This is a genomic window from Pseudomonas sp. Irchel 3E19 (assembly GCF_900187585.1).
Classification (GTDB): domain Bacteria; phylum Pseudomonadota; class Gammaproteobacteria; order Pseudomonadales; family Pseudomonadaceae; genus Aquipseudomonas; species Aquipseudomonas baetica.
Map to the genome: position 1 here is coordinate 36274 of NZ_FYDT01000017.1, position 15623 is coordinate 51896.

Sequence of the window (15623 nt, forward strand, 5' to 3'; positions counted from 1 at the left end):
AATTTTCAGTGGTTAAGATGGTGGCATTGTTGCGGAGAGTTCCACATGCGTTACTCGCAGGACCATAAAGCCCAGACCCATCAGCGCATCATCAAGGAAGCTTCGGCGCGATTCCGCAAGGACGGTATCGGCGCGACAGGCCTGCAACCTTTGATGAAAGCGCTGGGGTTGACCCATGGCGGGTTTTACTCGCATTTCAAATCCAAGGACGAGTTGGTGGAGAAGGCCCTGCAAGAGGCCGGCGCCCAACTGGATGCGCACTGCGCCATGCTGTTTTCCGAAGAACAACCACTGGAAGCCTTCATCGACAGTTATTTGTCCGAATGGCATCACACCTCGCCCCACGAAGGTTGTCCGTTACCGACCATGTCCTCGGAACTCGGTCTGCGCGGCCAGCCCAGTCCGACAACCGACGCGGTGCTCAATGCGCGGCTGGAGCAAGTGCAGAACGCGTTGGGTGGCGAAACTGCCGCTGATCGCAGCGTCGTGATCATGGCCACTTTGTTGGGTGCGCTGGTACTGGCGCGCAGCGTCGAAGATCCGGAACTGGCCCAGCGCATCCTCGGCGTCACGCGCGCTCACCTGAAAAACCAGCAGGATTAGTCTTCCCAGCGCCTGAACAATACGCTGGCATTCACCCCGCCAAATCCGAAGCCATTGGACAATGCATATTCGATCGGCATCGACCGCGCTTCGCCGTGGACAATATCCACGCCTTCGCTCGCAGGATCAGGGTTATCGAAGTTGAGCGTCGGCGGCACCTTCTGATCGCGAATCGCCAACAAGGTGAAGATCGCTTCCAGCCCACCGGCAGCACCGAGCAAGTGGCCAGTGGCCGATTTGGTCGAGGTCACGGCGATTTTCTTTTCGCGGCCAAACAACGCCTTGATCGCCGCCAGCTCACCAAGATCCCCAACCGGCGTGGAGGTCGCGTGTGCATTCAAATGCTGGACCTGATCCGGCGTCACCCCCGCTTGAGCCAGCGCCAGTGTCATCGCCCGACGTGCACCGCTGCCATCTTCCGGCCCGGCGGTCAGATGGTAGGCATCGGCGGTAGTGCCGTAACCGACCAGTTCAGCCAGCGGCTGCGCACCGCGTGCCAGCGCATGCTCCAGGGACTCAATAACCAACAGCCCGGCGCCCTCGCCCATGACGAATCCGTCGCGGCCACTGTCGAACGGCCGCGAGGCACGCTCCGGGGTGTCGTTGTAACCGCTCGACAGCGCCCGCGCTGCCGCGAAACCGGCCAGACTGACGCGGTCAATGCAGGCCTCCGCGCCGCCACACACGGCAATATCTGCTTCACCTGAGCGAATCAATCGCGCGGCATCGCCAATGGCCTGAACCCCGGCGGCACAAGCGGTCACCGGTGCGCCCAAGGGTCCTTTCAAACCGTGCTGAATCGAAACGTGCCCGGCGGCGAGATTGACCAGAAACGACGGAATGGTGAATGGCGACAAACGCCGTGGGCCACGGCTGTCAGTGGTACGTACCGCATCGGCGATCGCGCCGAAACCTCCGACACCTGAGCCGATGATCGTCGCCGTGCGCGCTTGATCGTTTGCATCAGCGGGATGCCATCCCGCCTGTTCCAAAGCCTGTCGGGCCGCTTCCATGGCAAAGAGAATGAAGCGATCCATCTTCTTTTGTTCTTTCGGTGGTGTTGCAAGATCCGGATCGAAACCGGCCTCGGCATCCTCTTCCAGTGTCGGCACTTTACCGCCGACAGCCGTGGGCAGATCCGCGACCACCGCTTCCGGCAAATTACGTATACCGGAACGACCGGCCAGCAAGCGCTGCCAAACCGCTTCGACACCGCTGCCCAACGGCGAAACCAGACCCATGCCCGTAACCACTATTCGACGCTGATCCATACCGTGGTGACCCCTGATCAATTCAATTGCCTGCCTTGTAGCGTTGGGCTGCAGAGCTGCGTGAAAGGTTCGGCGCCATGACGTGGCGGGCGCTGACAAATGCCTGCCACTCGCCAGCATCAGGCAGCGACGGAATGGTGATCAACTCGCCCTGATCCAGCCCGGCCAATGCCGCATCGACCATTTCACCGGCCTCCATCACCATTTCTGCCGGAATACCGCTGGCATCAATGCCGGAACGCTCCCATATTTCGGTGCGGGTCACGCCAGGCAACACCGCCTGGACTTGCACGCCGGTGCCTTCGAGTTCGGCGTTCAGCGACTGGGTCAGGCTCAATACGTAAGCCTTGCTCGCGCTGTAGGTTGCGTTGAACCGTTCGGGAAACAATGCGACCACAGAGGCGATATTGATGATCGTGCCGCGCCCGGCTTTGGCGAAACTGGCGGCAGCCGCCGAAGCCAGGCGCGTGACGGCGGTGATGTTCAGTTGAATCAAGCGCTCCAGATGATCAAGATCGGCATTGGCCAGCAGGCCATCAGCGGCAACGCCGGCATTGTTCACCAACAGACTGATGCTTGAGTCGCTGCGCAGACGCTGTTCGATCTTGAGCACGTCATCCTTTTGCGTCAGGTCGGCCTTGAGCACTTCGACCTCAATACCGTGGGCATCACGCAACGCGGTTGCGGCGCTCTCCAAGCGTTCCTTGTCGCGGGCCACCAGCAGCAGATCGAAACCGCGTGCCGCGAGACGTTGCGCGTAAATCGCACCGATACCGGATGAGGCGCCGGTGACCAGAGCGGTACCTTTGGATTGGGCAGAATTCATGACTGTGCTCCTGAAAGACTGATTGGGAAATCGCCACCGGGACAGGATGTGCCAGAGCGCGTGGAAATTATTATAGGCATAATCTCAACGCAATATGATAGCCGTAATTTTCAGCAATCCGATAAACGTCTCTGGAGTCATGTATCCGCTGGTGCTGGTCTTTGCCCAACAAAAAGGCCGGTCGATGACCGGCCTCCTGGCGCAGAACCAACAGCTTAGTTGACTTCCAGCTTGTCGCGATTGCGATCCAGGATCGCTTTGCCGATGCCTTTCACTTCGAGCAATTCATCCACCGATGTGAAGGGTCCGTTTGTTTCACGATAAGCAACAATTGCCTTGGCCTTGGCTTCCCCTACTCCAGACAGTTCCTTCTGCAGCTTGGCTGCATCGGCGTCGTTAAGATCAATCTTCCCATGCTCTGAGGGCGCCGCGACATCCACTGCCAAGGGTGCCTTCAGCGGTTGCACAGGAGCAACCGGCGCAGCGATTGCGGCAATCGAGGCGCTGGTCAGCAAGGCGAATATCAGGGAATAGAAGTAACCGGTACGCATAAAGTGACGCTCCATCATCGTTTTTAGAAAGCAGCTTTTCCGAAGCTGCTCCCCAAACTTAGGCGATGATGGGAGTCTGTCAAAAATGTGTCCGTTACAGGATGTGAAACGATCAGGGCCAGACTGACCTCGCGCGCACCTTGCATAGACGGACAGCTTCAAATCTGGCGAAAAGGTGCCTTCCAACACGCTGACTCCGATACCCTCCTTGAAATAACGAACCTTGTTTATCGAGGATGCACTCCGCCACCGGATAGAACAGCTGCGAATTCCGCAGCCCTGCCGCAGATTATGCCAACGCCGATCGACACTAACCTTCGCCGGCCAGTACTGGTAAAGCTTTCCTGGAATATGGTTGATGCAGCCTCGCTTGATTAGCCAGCCTTCTATCTGATAATGTCGCCGGTTCATGAAAATACGTTGAGCCGCTAAAAATTCGAGGGTGCGGGGTATATCTACAAGATGCCCAGATAGCATGGACTATCCAATGAGCACACACACGCCCCCCCCTGTACGGGTGGATAAACTTCGTCATCGCGGCTTAAAGGCTGTGCAACACAAGAAAAACACATCGAAATGAATAAGCTATCTGGTATTAACCGCCACACACTAATGGGCTGTGTGGGGGTGCTGTTCATGGTGTTCTGGTTCTCTTTTAGTTTCAATCACGGCGAAAGAATTCAGCACAATGATGGCTTGGGCTGGGACGGCTCGGCCTATGCTGACTGGGCGCAGCGTGACTCTATGGAGGTTCTGAACAGCCATAAAGTTTCTGAATATTATATTGGACGCCTGCTGCCTTCGATAATTATCCACAACACTTCGAAGTTGCTTGGCTACGACATCAGTTCCACTCCTAGGGTTATACATGCCTTTTACTTGTTGAACGTTGGGTTGCTTATCGTAGCAGCGGGATTGCTTATCCTGATTGGCCGACACTATCAATGGCGAATGCCTGTTTATTTCTTGGGGTTCAGCGCACTGTTTTTCAACTATCCTGTGTTAACCAACCTTTCTTATAACCCAACTTTGACAGACATGTCTGGGTACGTTCTAGGCCTCGGAATTTTCTACGCTTACATTAAAAACCGCTTCGCGCTTTTAGTAATTCTCTGCTTCCTCTGCTGTTTCGTGTGGCCCACCATGCTCTATGGCGCCCTGCCAATGATCATGCTGGGACGGGCTCGGGTCACCCAACGTCCACCCTCCCTGCATAGCCACCTGTTAGCTTTGCTGGTAGGGGTTTCCTTACTTGCGCTCGCAGCCTATCTATACGCCAATGGTCTGCGGCAATCCGACGGTACCACCACATTCAAGCCAGAGATTCTTCCTCTCAGCGTGATCCTGTTCGTCACTTACATCTACCTCGCCTTGAAACCGATGATCGACATCCCTGCCTATTTACAGGCATCCAGGCACATCAAGGTCATTCCAGTCATCGTGGGTATTTTCTTGTATGTGTCAGTCAAGGCGATCGTCTCGCACTTTTCCGACCAGACACCCGGCCCGCTTACAATCACCAGTTATCTCGGCCTGTTCACCCAGGCATCCTTGTCCAACCCTCTGATCAATGTCGTTGCACACGCCATGCACTACGGCCCGCTCTACATGATCGCCCTATTGCTGTGGCCACGCATCGCTGCGCAGGCAAAAGAAGAAGGCCTGGGTCTCTGCGTCTACCTCGGCCTGTTCGCATTTCTGTCCATAGGCTCCGAATCACGACAGTTCCTGAATGCGTGGCCCGCGCTGGCGATGCTGACATGTCAGGCACTGAACAAATTGGGCGATGAGCGCAAGGTTGACTGGTGGTTCACCTATGCCGTGGCTGGCATGGGACTGATTCTTTCCAGATTTTGGTTGAGCATCAATGTCGGACCATGGACAGGTAACTTCCAGGCTTTTCCAGATCAAATGCTCTACATGTACTCCGGCCCGTGGATCTCCCACCAGATGTATGCCGTATTTCTTGCAGTGACGCTGCTTTGCTTCATTACACTGCTGACATTACTGCGCCAACCAACGGGCTCAGCCCTGTGCACACCGAAACAGGAAGCGTGAACATGAAAACACTGTCAATCGTGGTGCCTGTTTATTTTAATGAAGGCTCCCTGCCCGATCTCTTCAGTAAGTTGCTTTACATTGAGCAGACCCTTGAACAACAAGATATGCTGCTTGAGTTGATATTTGTAGATGATGGATCTCAAGATAACTCGCTAAGTTTGCTTAAGCAGTTTTTGATTACCCGCCCTGGCACCAAAATCATTAAACTCAGCCGGAACTTTGGTGCCATCAGCGCGGTAAAAACCGGCCTCAACTATATCACTGGAGATTGCTTTCTATTTTTAGCTGCCGATCTTCAGGATCCACCAGAGTTGATTCCTGAGATGGTCACACGCTGGAAAACCGGAACCAAGTACATCATTTGCGAACGCACCGACAGGCAAGACCCGCTGGGATCAAAAATATTTTCGGCGGTTTACTACAAGCTGTTGCGAAAGTTTGTCATGGCCAGCTATCCAAAAAATGGTTTCGATCTGGCCCTGATGGATGCTCAGCTACTGCCCTACCTGAAAGACAGCGGCAAGCATATTAACTTTCCACTGTTTCCATTCTGGCTTGGGTTCACACCGGAAAAAATACCTTACGTTCGCGTCGCTCGAGAGCACGGAAAATCCAGATGGACTTTCGGTAAAAAATGGAAGCTGCTGATTGATTCCATTTTTTCTTTTTCCTTTGCTCCAGTCAGGTTGATTTCCGCAATAGGTCTGATCGTATCGCTGGGGAGTTTCGCTTATGGCACCGTCGTAGTGCTGAGCGCTCTGTTTGGCAAGGTTGAGGTGCCGGGGTTTGCAACGCTGGCCACGCTCGTTTCCTTTCTGCTAGGGCTGATCATCGTAATGCTCGGCGTGATGAGCGAATACATCTGGAGGATATTCGATGAGGTCAACAGACACCCTCATGCAGTTATTGAAGAAGAAATTCTTTAACGCAGAGTTCATCAAGTTCCTAATCGTAGGGTCTATCAATACCGGCGCCGGGTATATCTTCTATCTGGCGTTTATCCAGGTTATGGCCTACACCTATGCCTATTCGCTTTCCTTTGCATTGAGCGTTGTGCTCTCTTACGTACTCAATGCTCGCTTTGTATTTAACGAGCCTTTGTCTTTCAAGAAGCTGCTCACGTTCCCACTTGTGTATATCGTCCAATACATAAGTGGGTTGTGCCTGGTATACATCGCTGTCGAAAAGCTATCTATTCCCGTCGCACTGGCTCCCCTTCTGGTAGTTGTCGTAACCCTACCTGTTACTTTCCTGCTCGCCCGATTCATTGTGAAATAATGCATCGACTGAATGTTCCCACTCCTGAGATGCAAAAAGGGCCGGTGATTAACCGGCCCCAATGCGGAGCGTGTAGCCCAGTTCAAATCGTCGCTAGACGGGTGGGCTGAACCCGATCATCCAACGTGATCGCTGAGGAAGCCAATCAAGGTTCGAGGCGACGCTGCTGGTAAATCCAGTCGACTATCTCACCGTCCGGGGTGTAGCCACTTACGGTTTCGCGCAGAAGTTGCCGAACACGCGAGTAGTCATCCTGCTCGACCGCAGCCAGCAACTCGGTCAATCGCACCTTCAGGACATCCCAGGCAAGGTGATCTTCGTTAGCGGTCATGATCATTGGGTGCGGGGTTGCCGATACGTTTTCCCCGATCAGCAGCTCTTCATACAGTTTTTCACCAGGACGCAGACCGGTGAACTCGATGGAGATGTCGCCATGAGGATTTTTGTCGGAACGGATGCTCAGTCCAGACAGATGGATCATCTTCTCCGCGAGCTCAACAATTCTGACCGGCTCGCCCATATCCAAGACGAACACATCGCCGCCCTGCCCCATCGAACCCGCCTGAATTACCAGTTGAGCTGCTTCAGGAATGGTCATGAAGTAACGAGTGATTTTAGGATGAGTGACCGTGAGCGGCCCTCCAGACTTGATCTGGCTGTGGAAAAGCGGAATAACCGAACCGGATGAGCCCAAGACATTGCCGAAACGAACCATTGTGAAGCGGGTTTTGTTGACACGCGAAACGTTGGACTTGTCACCGAACAATACCGGAGCGATTTCACGACTGAGCGCTTGCAACGTCAACTCGGCGAGACGCTTGGTACTTCCCATCACATTCGTCGGACGAACCGCTTTGTCGGTTGAGATCAGGACAAAATTGGCCACCCCTGACTGCAACGCCGCTTGCGCGGTATTAAGCGTTCCCATGACATTATTCAATACACCCTCAGCTATGTTGTGCTCAACCATCGGCACATGCTTATAGGCAGCGGCGTGATAGACCGTATCGACCGACCAGGCACTCATCACATCCAGCAACTTGTCTTTATGGCGTATGGAACCAAGGATCGGCAATAACTGAACCGTTGACGATTCGCGGCTGCTGCGCTGTTCGAGTTCGGACAAAATGCTGTAGAGATTGAATTCACTGTGCTCAAACAGCAGGAGCGTGGTCGGGCCAAGCGCAAAAATCTGTCGGCACAGTTCGGATCCGATAGAACCACCAGCGCCCGTCACCATGACAGTTTTACCGCGGATACAGCGTTCCAGCAGCTCTGGCTGCGCGGGGACGGAATCGCGACCCAACAAGTCAGCGATATCAACTTCGCGAATGTCCTCAACCTTTACGCGACCGCTGGCCAAATCAGTAAAGTTGGGAACGCTGCGCACGTGCAAGGGAAACCCTTCAAGTAGATTGAGAATTTCTCGACGCCGCGCACGGGTTGAAGACGGCAGCGCAAGAAGTATCTCTTGAGCGCCTGTAACATCGATCATTTGCTGGATTCGCTTCGGCTTGTAAACCTGCAAACCTGAAATCGAGCGGTCAGCAATACTGGAATCATCATCGATGAATGCAACCGGCCGCATGACACGCCCCATCCGCAGCGCCGCCACCAACTGGTTGCCCGCAACCCCGGCACCGTAAACCGCAACCTTGGTCAAACCGTCGTCACGATTGGTAAAGGGAACGTGCTGTGCAGCAGTAAACCAGTCGCCCATGAAGTATTGACGCATGAACAGACGCAGACCGCCAATAATGACAAGGCTCAACCACCAGTAGTTGAAAATCACCGACCTAGGAACCACAGCCTCGTGATTGCTGTACCAGTAAACTATCAAAGCCAGAATAAGCGAAGACAGGCTGACTGCCTTGATGATTGCCACGAGAGCATCATTGCCGAAATAACGCATGACCGCTCGGTACATGCCAAATCGTATGAAGAGGGGAATCGCAACCAAGGGCGCACAGACGAATAGCCATATGTGAACCTTGAGCGGATTGATCATTTCATCAATCCCTAAACGCACCATGAACGCCATCCATAAGGCTACCCAAACGAGAATCACGTCCGTGAACACTTGGATCAACCGCTTCTGCCGACGCGGAAGCCCTAGTAAAAACATTCTCAGCCTGACCACATAGCCTTGCTCCAAAGCGCCCTACTCCCTTGTTTGAACTCATAAGAGGCCATTGTACGTAGGTAGGCTTCGTCATAACAGGAAAAAACGATCTATGTACTGTCAGCGAACAGACAGGCCGGGGCGCCGCGCGCAGGTGCATCGCGCAAGACAGCAACAAGGTGCGCGCTTTCAGCGCTTCATCCGGACATTGTCGACATGCAGGCAGCCTTGAGCCCAGGTTCACGGGCTCAGAGCATGATCAGGTAATGATCAGAGGGCGATACGCAGTATCGACTGTGCGACGCCGCTGAACTGCGTGTCGGCCATGGAAACAAAAAGCAGTGGACAACTGAGCGTGTTCACTTCAACGCTCAGCGCTCCACATCCTTAAAGCGATCGGAAACTTGCACTTTCCCGTCGAAGCTCTGATCTGGTATCACGTTCGGGCTCCCATTCCAGAGTCCGCTGAGCATGCGAGCTGTCTACCTCCAGCGAACCACAAAGTTGCTGATAGAGTGCTTTCTTACCAACAAGCGAACTCATGATCTTCAACACTACCGTTGGAACAGGTAACTGCACGCCTCGCTTGCCCATGCCCTGCGCAAGCGAGCGTACCATATCGGCCGTCGACAACACCGGCTCGTCAGCTACAAGAAACAGTTGCCCGGCCGCTTTGGGGTGGTGTGCCGCAAGAGCGATAAAGTTACACAGGCTTTTTACGCTGATAATGCTGCGTCTGTTCGTCACTAGACCGAACGGCATTGGCAGGCCACTCCCGACCAATTTCAGTAGACGACGGAAATTGCCAGGCGCGTGCGCGCCATATACAAGCGGCGGACGAATCATCACCAACTCGGTAGGCGCATTCTCAAGAAGCGAAGTGAGTCCAACTTCAGCCTCGTACTTGGCAATTGCGTAGGGAGCATGAGGCGATACCAACGATTGCTCGGTGAACGCCTGCCCATGCGTTTCATTGCCGTTGACACCGATGGAGCTGATGAACACAAAACGCTGAACGCATTTCGACACACACGCTTCAGCCAGACGCAGACAAGCGTCGCGATTAACTTTGCGGAAAACTTCAAGCGGGTTCTGCTCGTGCGAGTTCAAGACATGCGCACGTCCGGCCAGATGGATAACGCAGTCGACGCCCGCGAGACGATCCGACCAGGCATCGATATCATCCAGATCACCCAGCACGACTTCGCCGCTGGCCAACTCTGGCAGCCTGCGATGCAGTGCCACTACGTCGTGCCCGTCAGCCGACAGTTTCTCACATAGGTTTTTCCCAATAAAACCGGAAGCACCTGTCACAAATATTTTCACGCCCGCTCCTTCGCCAAGCTACGAATGCGCCGTCGCCGGCGCATCGCCTCTCAACCTTTGCCTAGACGTCGCAGGCAAGCCGCCAGCAATCCGATCAGTAGACCCGTGATCAACCCCAGAACAATTACCGGGACCTGCCGTGGGAATACTGGCTGGGAGGATGGGTAGACGGAAACCAGTTGCGTTGGGACGTAGCCCAAAGCGTATTCGTATCTACGCAAGGCAGTCTCTATCTGATTGATGGCTTCTCGGTGCGCGACGTATACAGCCATTTGCTCTGCCGCGCCATTTCCGCCATGCAGGGCATCCAGATGAGCCTGTTTTGACTTTTGAAGATCAGCGATCAGCTGCGAAAGGCGCTCTCGGCCTGGCTTGCTGAGCGTATCCTGCTGTTGACGGATCATATCGAAAACGCCTTCAGCGCACTTCGAAGCAAGCTCTGCACTCGACCCACGAACGTTGACAGTAAGAAAAGCAGGCTGCCCTTCGGCTGTGTAGCGAGCCTCCTTGCTCAGTTTCAGCTTCGCCTCGGCAGAATCCTCAAGACCACACGCACTCAAGACTTCGCTGGAATATGCAGCAGGCGTATTCAACCGCGCAATGACCAGCGTTGCAGACTCGACCTGATTCGGAATCGGAATCCCGTCCTTATCCAGCCCACGGTTCTCAGCCATCTTCACGATCGCCGATGCGTCATACTCAACCGGGGTAACCGCCAGGTAGGCTGCCGCACCCAGCAAGCCGAGCACAATGCCTGCAGCAATTAACTTCCAGCCTTGCGCCAAAAACTTCATTAACGACAGAAAGGTAAAAGCTTCCACATTATTTTTTACTTCTGGGTCGTGCATAAAACATCACTCGCGTAAGGTTAAGTTAGGCCGTTTAGCCCATCTCGATAACAATTCGACTCTGCAAAATATTTCTCAAACTTCGCTGAGCAACGAGTCTTATCGGCTAATTTTCAATACTGGTTTCAGGGCTACCCGATAGGTAAAAATTTGCATAAGGATACATAAAGCAATGAAGCCCAGGTTCGTCCAAGTGTAGGCCTGAGGAGCAAAACCGGCCATTACGCAGGAGTAACTGATGCGCAGAAATATCAAAAACGAAATAATGTTAGGGTTCTTTTTGAAGAAATAAACGGAGGCTACCAACGACAGATATAAAAACAGCGCTGCACCCACCGCCCCCAACGAACCCCATGCCATCAGAAACGGAAAGTACTCCGTTCCGACGTTAATTACAGGCTCATCAAAGGGAATATTAGATCCTAACGTTTCCACGCCGCCGGCACCGGGAACCAACTGATTGATCAGAAAATCTGCGTCAATATAACCCTTCGCCATGATCGAACTGAAGTTGTAGATACCCGCGCCGATGTATAGCAAGATCCACTTAACACCGGGCGATGCTGCGTTATAAAAATCACTGAAAGGCATTGCCACCCAGTCAAGACGCCCGGAGCGAAACTGCCCCAACTTCGCAAAAAGCAACAACGCGCCAAACAAGCTCACAATCAGTGTCTTCCACGGAATCTGGCGCTTGGAAAAAAAGACTAGCGTTATCGCCAAACCATACACAGATGTAAACAGACGATTTCGATCCAGCACCAGTACCGGAAACGCCAATCCAACCGCGATGAAAAGAACTTTCATGCGCTTGTCTGCGTAGCAAAGCAACCCTACGATCGGCAGCACCCAGCACATATTCGAAATATGTCGAACGTGTGAGCGTCCACCATCGAAGTTTGCGTAAATCTCCGGATTGAGCAAAGGCAGAGGAAACAAGGTCAGATCAATAACGCAAGCGGCCAATATCACCCACGCGAGCAATTTTACCCAATAACACTCCGGCGACCGATCAAAGGGGACTAGCCGCAGCGCTTTGCGCGAAGGAAGGCGAACACCAAGAATCGCATCAAATACCAATGCCAAGGCTGCAACGACCATCAGTATGGAAATACCAACGGCGTAACCGTTAGGCAGCTCGAACGTCAGCAACGCAATAAGACAGCTGCCCAACAGGGGCAGCGAGAAAAATACCGCAGGGGAGCGCTGGAGATCTTTCACATGTCGCCCTTTTCAGATTGAATCATGCTTTTAATTTCCCTACTGCGGTGAATGCAATATAAGCGGTCATATAGAAAGAAGTCTTGAACCATCGGCGCTGTAGAAACGCAACCTTCGCTTCTACCAAATAACACTGCGCTTGCAGCATGCTCTTGAAGGCACCTTCAAACTTTTCAACGTGCCTTTTAGCGACCCGTCCGGACTCCTGGAGATTATTGATTCTCGAAGAGACATCCGGAGTCCGGCACGTATTGCTGCTATGCACCCTGTAGGCGCAAACACGCTCATCGATGAAACCCAGCCCACCCTGCGCAGCGATACGCAGAAAGAAGTCCCAATCGTCAATGCGCAAACCTTCGTCCCAGCCTTCGCCACTAGTGACGTAGGTCTTGCGGACCATTGGCACGGGCCCTGCAACCGCCCAATTGGAGATGACCGAAGCGACGATGCCTTTTTCCGACAGGTATTTTTGCTTGTCAGCTCGATGCAGGTCCGTCATGCCGCTGTTGTGCACAATCTTGCCGTTCTCGTCGACAACAACAGAGTCGCCAATCACAGCCACCTTATTCGGCGAACTTAAAAGATAATCGACCAGTTTCTGACTGCCGCCGGAAAGAAAATAATCATCACTGGCTCCCAATCTTAAAAACTCGCCACTCGCCATATTCGTAAGTTCATTAATGGTCGCAGTAACGCCCTTATTGGGACGGCTTCTGTAGACAACCTTAATGCTATCGCCGTGAGCTGAAATCCATTGCTCGACTACCTTGGCAGTATCGTCGGTAGAACCATCATCTATAATGACGATTTCTTTATTGGCATATACATCGGCCAAAATACTATCAAGGCAACATTGGACGTATTGTTCATGATTGTAAGCAGGTACGATGTAGGAAACTAAAGGTACCAATACGGCCTCCGGACATTATTGCGACCGACATAAGGCGCATTAAAATAATCGCATTTTATATACTATCAACTGAGGTGAGTCAACCGCCCTCACTTCGGCGACAGAGACCGTGGCCTGCTTGAAAGTACCCGGCTCAAGCCCCTGAAGCTTCTCGCCGAGCCCTCTGACGGATTCGGAAACGATTAGCCGCGCAGTAACATTTCTGCGCGCTCAACCAAGGTCTACTCAGAAATCTGCGGCACAACCGCAGAACAATCTCCGCTCATCAAAGAACAACCGCTGGCAAACACTTCGCGATCAATTCTCAACACCGGTCGTGTTACCGGCGCTTTCAAGCTCTCCCGCATGAAACTTCACCGCCAGAACAAGCAACGGCGAGTAAGCCAAAATCAAGCCGAGCACACCGTCCAGACCTAACAAAACTATGGACAAGGCGACCGGCAGAAGCCAGAACGTATTCAACACTGCAACCCCAAGTGTGACCGGCAGGTGTTTACCAAAATATCTGGAGGCAAATTGGTATGCATGGCTGCGATGAGCTTCGTAGACCTTGTCACCGCGCAGACACCGGCGCATCAAAGTGAACGTTGCGTCCACTATGAACACGCCAAGCAGGATCAATGTCGCCCAGAACATTTTCGGTGACGTCCAGGCTGCGCTTATCGCAAAAATACCGAGCACCATACCCAGAAACCCGCTACCCGCATCACCCATGAAAATTCGCGCGGGCGGGAAATTCCAGAACAAAAAGCCTGCGGTTGCACAAGCGAGACTGAGAGGGAGCCAAATCATTCCTTCAGAACCGCTGAGCCAATGCAACAACGCTAGACCAGCGCACACACTGATGGCTTCAACACTGGCAATGCCGTCGATACCGTCCATGAAATTGTAAAGATTGAGCATCCACACCAGGAAAACTGCCGAGACCACGTAACCCGCCCAACCCAAATCAATCGTGACACCAAAAACTTCAATCGCAGGCAGCCCACCCAACCAGGCCAATGCCCAAGCGGCGGCAGCGAAATGTCCCAGCAATCGCCATCTGGCCGCTACATGACCGTGATCATCAATGAAACCAATCACTGCGATCAGTGCCCCTGCCCCACCGACCGCTATCAGAGAATCAACGGACACCAATTGCATCCACGCCATGAATGGCAGACTAAGCAGAAAGACCAGCACGATCGCGACGCCTCCGCCCCGCGGCGTCGGTATCGTATGTGAGCTCCGGGAATTCGGGACATCGATGATTTTACGCGCGAGAGCATATCGTCTTAGCCACGCCGTAAGAGCCAACGACAGGACAATAACGATGGAAAGAAACAACCACTGAATCATTATTTACGCTCCATAAATTGCTTCTCAACGGTTCCGGCGCCCGGGTTCACCGCCTCCACGGTCCATTTGAAAAAATCAACGTCATCAGGACCGGGTTTAAAACGCAATTCTCAAAAAAAATATAGCTCTTCAGCAGAATTATACATGCTCTAAAATTCCACTCAAAGCCTGAAATCCACAATGGTATCAAGCAGTGGAAAGTCGAGCAGTTCGATAACTAATAAATACCTAGGACCACCATTGCCAACAAGAAAATTCGGTCGCGATGTCGGCGACGCAACTTAGACCAGTTCCAGATCAAAAACCCGCGAGAAATATTGCCTTCATTTGTTATGGAGCTTGGCAATCCGCGGACTTTATCAGCCAACAGACTGGAAATTTTATTGACCTCGCCGCGATACCAGCCATTTCTCAACAAGGACAGACGGCCAATCACTGCTTTGAATCCAGAATTGGCACCAAACTGATTATTGGTATGCTGACGGTAACGCATATATGGAATGGCATCCATGTACCAGACTAGAGCGTTCGCCCTGAACCAGGCGTACAACAACCAGTCATGCAGCGATACCTCGCCGACTCGTGACCAGTTGGCAGTCATGAATCGCTTGAACTCCAGCGCATCGGCAGTTCTGAGAACATAGCTACAACCCGGTCCCGCAGCCTCAAATAGAAAATCGTATGCTTGCTGCGGTTGTACCTTGTTAAGCACAGTTTCACGGCCATCAGGCCAGAAGGCCGTCACATTACCTGAATACGCTGAGGCGCCCGTTGCAGAAATTTTCTCATGAGCGGTGATCAACTTATCTTCTAACCAGATATCGTCTTGGTCGGCGAGCGCCACATAATCGAATTCGGAGAAATCCACATCACGAATAAGCCTGAAAAAATTTCGCGCAGCCCCACCAAAACGTTCCCCGTAAGGAAGAGCTCTGATCTGCGGATTATCCAGCGCCAACTGACTTACCAACGAATCGGTTCCATCACTGGAGCGGTCAACGCTGACAAAGACAGTCACACTGACGCCTCTCTGCTTCAGGATCGACTCGATCTGCGCGGGGAGCCACTGGACGCCATTGTAGGCTGCTAACAAGACAGCGATCTTAACCATATACTGCAAAATCTCCTTTGGCTTTCACCGATCATCGGCAACGATGAATTGCATCACACTTCCAATCAGCTCAAGCTTTCCTGATCACCGTACACCAACAGGATCGAGCAAAAACCTATAAAGCTTCTACATTCGCGCCCTCATTTGAAACGGCGCA

General features: G+C 52.9%; 14 protein-coding genes. 4 read left to right on the top strand and 10 right to left on the bottom strand.

The annotated features are described in order from the left end of the window. The first annotated feature begins 45 nt into the window (after nt 1-45). The gene (locus CKW18_RS13195; RefSeq protein WP_095189201.1) at nt 46-603 is read left to right on the top strand and encodes a TetR/AcrR family transcriptional regulator; all 558 of its coding nucleotides are present in this window, start codon (nt 46-48) and stop codon (nt 601-603) included. Here CKW18_RS13195 and fabF read toward each other — a convergent pair. The 3 genes from fabF to CKW18_RS13210 all read right to left on the bottom strand — a co-directional run bounded on the left by fabF (nt 600) and on the right by CKW18_RS13210 (nt 3251). Next, nucleotides 600-1874 carry a beta-ketoacyl-ACP synthase II gene (gene fabF, locus CKW18_RS13200; RefSeq protein WP_095189202.1) on the bottom strand — a complete coding sequence of 425 codons (1275 nt, stop codon included), beginning with the start codon at nt 1872-1874 and terminating at the stop codon, nt 600-602. The two genes, CKW18_RS13195 and fabF, sit on opposite strands and share 4 nt — an antisense overlap. A gap of 22 nt (nt 1875-1896) precedes the next feature. Next, on the bottom strand, nt 1897-2700 hold the full coding sequence (locus tag CKW18_RS13205; protein ID WP_095189203.1) for an SDR family oxidoreductase: 804 nt from the start codon (nt 2698-2700) through the stop codon (nt 1897-1899). A 215-nt stretch (nt 2701-2915) separates the two neighbouring features. Then, a complete protein-coding gene (locus CKW18_RS13210) occupies nt 2916-3251 on the bottom strand; it encodes a helix-hairpin-helix domain-containing protein (RefSeq protein ID WP_095189204.1) in 336 nt (111 codons plus the stop codon). Nucleotides 3252-3827: 576 nt separating this feature from the next. Between CKW18_RS13210 and CKW18_RS13215 the strand changes: the two genes are divergently transcribed. Genes CKW18_RS13215 through CKW18_RS13225 form a run of 3 tightly spaced genes read left to right on the top strand, consistent with a single transcriptional unit; the run spans nt 3828 to nt 6590 of the window. Continuing rightward, a complete protein-coding gene (locus CKW18_RS13215; protein ID WP_141233102.1) occupies nt 3828-5309 on the top strand; it encodes a hypothetical protein in 1482 nt (493 codons plus the stop codon). A 2-nt stretch (nt 5310-5311) separates the two neighbouring features. Next, nucleotides 5312-6238: a glycosyltransferase family 2 protein gene (locus CKW18_RS13220; protein WP_095189206.1), complete on the top strand. Its 927-nt coding sequence runs from the start codon at nt 5312-5314 to the stop codon at nt 6236-6238. Continuing rightward, the gene (locus tag CKW18_RS13225) at nt 6210-6590 is read left to right on the top strand and encodes a GtrA family protein (protein ID WP_256586952.1); all 381 of its coding nucleotides are present in this window, start codon (nt 6210-6212) and stop codon (nt 6588-6590) included. Before CKW18_RS13220 ends, CKW18_RS13225 begins: the two co-directional genes overlap by 29 nt. A 145-nt stretch (nt 6591-6735) precedes the next feature. Here the strand turns inward: CKW18_RS13225 and CKW18_RS13230 are convergent, their stop codons facing one another. The 7 genes from CKW18_RS13230 to CKW18_RS13260 form a co-directional block, all read right to left on the bottom strand. Next, a complete protein-coding gene (locus CKW18_RS13230) occupies nt 6736-8715 on the bottom strand; it encodes a nucleoside-diphosphate sugar epimerase/dehydratase (protein ID WP_170947247.1) in 1980 nt (659 codons plus the stop codon). Between the two features lie 384 nt (nt 8716-9099). After that, nucleotides 9100-10038, bottom strand: a complete 939-nt coding sequence (locus CKW18_RS13235) for an NAD-dependent epimerase/dehydratase family protein (RefSeq protein WP_095189208.1) — start codon at nt 10036-10038, stop codon at nt 9100-9102. A gap of 50 nt (nt 10039-10088) precedes the next feature. Beyond that, a complete protein-coding gene (locus CKW18_RS13240; protein WP_095189209.1) occupies nt 10089-10886 on the bottom strand; it encodes a Wzz/FepE/Etk N-terminal domain-containing protein in 798 nt (265 codons plus the stop codon). Nucleotides 10887-10985: 99 nt separating this feature from the next. Further along, nucleotides 10986-12107, bottom strand: coding sequence for a hypothetical protein (locus tag CKW18_RS13245; protein ID WP_095189210.1), 1122 nt, complete (start codon nt 12105-12107; stop codon nt 10986-10988). 22 nt (nt 12108-12129) lie between these two features. Next, nucleotides 12130-13017 carry a glycosyltransferase gene (locus tag CKW18_RS13250; protein WP_095189211.1) on the bottom strand — a complete coding sequence of 296 codons (888 nt, stop codon included), beginning with the start codon at nt 13015-13017 and terminating at the stop codon, nt 12130-12132. A gap of 297 nt (nt 13018-13314) precedes the next feature. Beyond that, on the bottom strand, nt 13315-14355 hold the full coding sequence (locus CKW18_RS13255; RefSeq protein ID WP_095189212.1) for a glycosyltransferase family 4 protein: 1041 nt from the start codon (nt 14353-14355) through the stop codon (nt 13315-13317). Between the two features lie 217 nt (nt 14356-14572). Next, entirely contained in the window at nt 14573-15466 is an 894-nt protein-coding gene (locus tag CKW18_RS13260; protein ID WP_095189213.1) for a glycosyltransferase, read from the bottom strand. Nucleotides 15467-15623 lie beyond the last annotated feature (157 nt).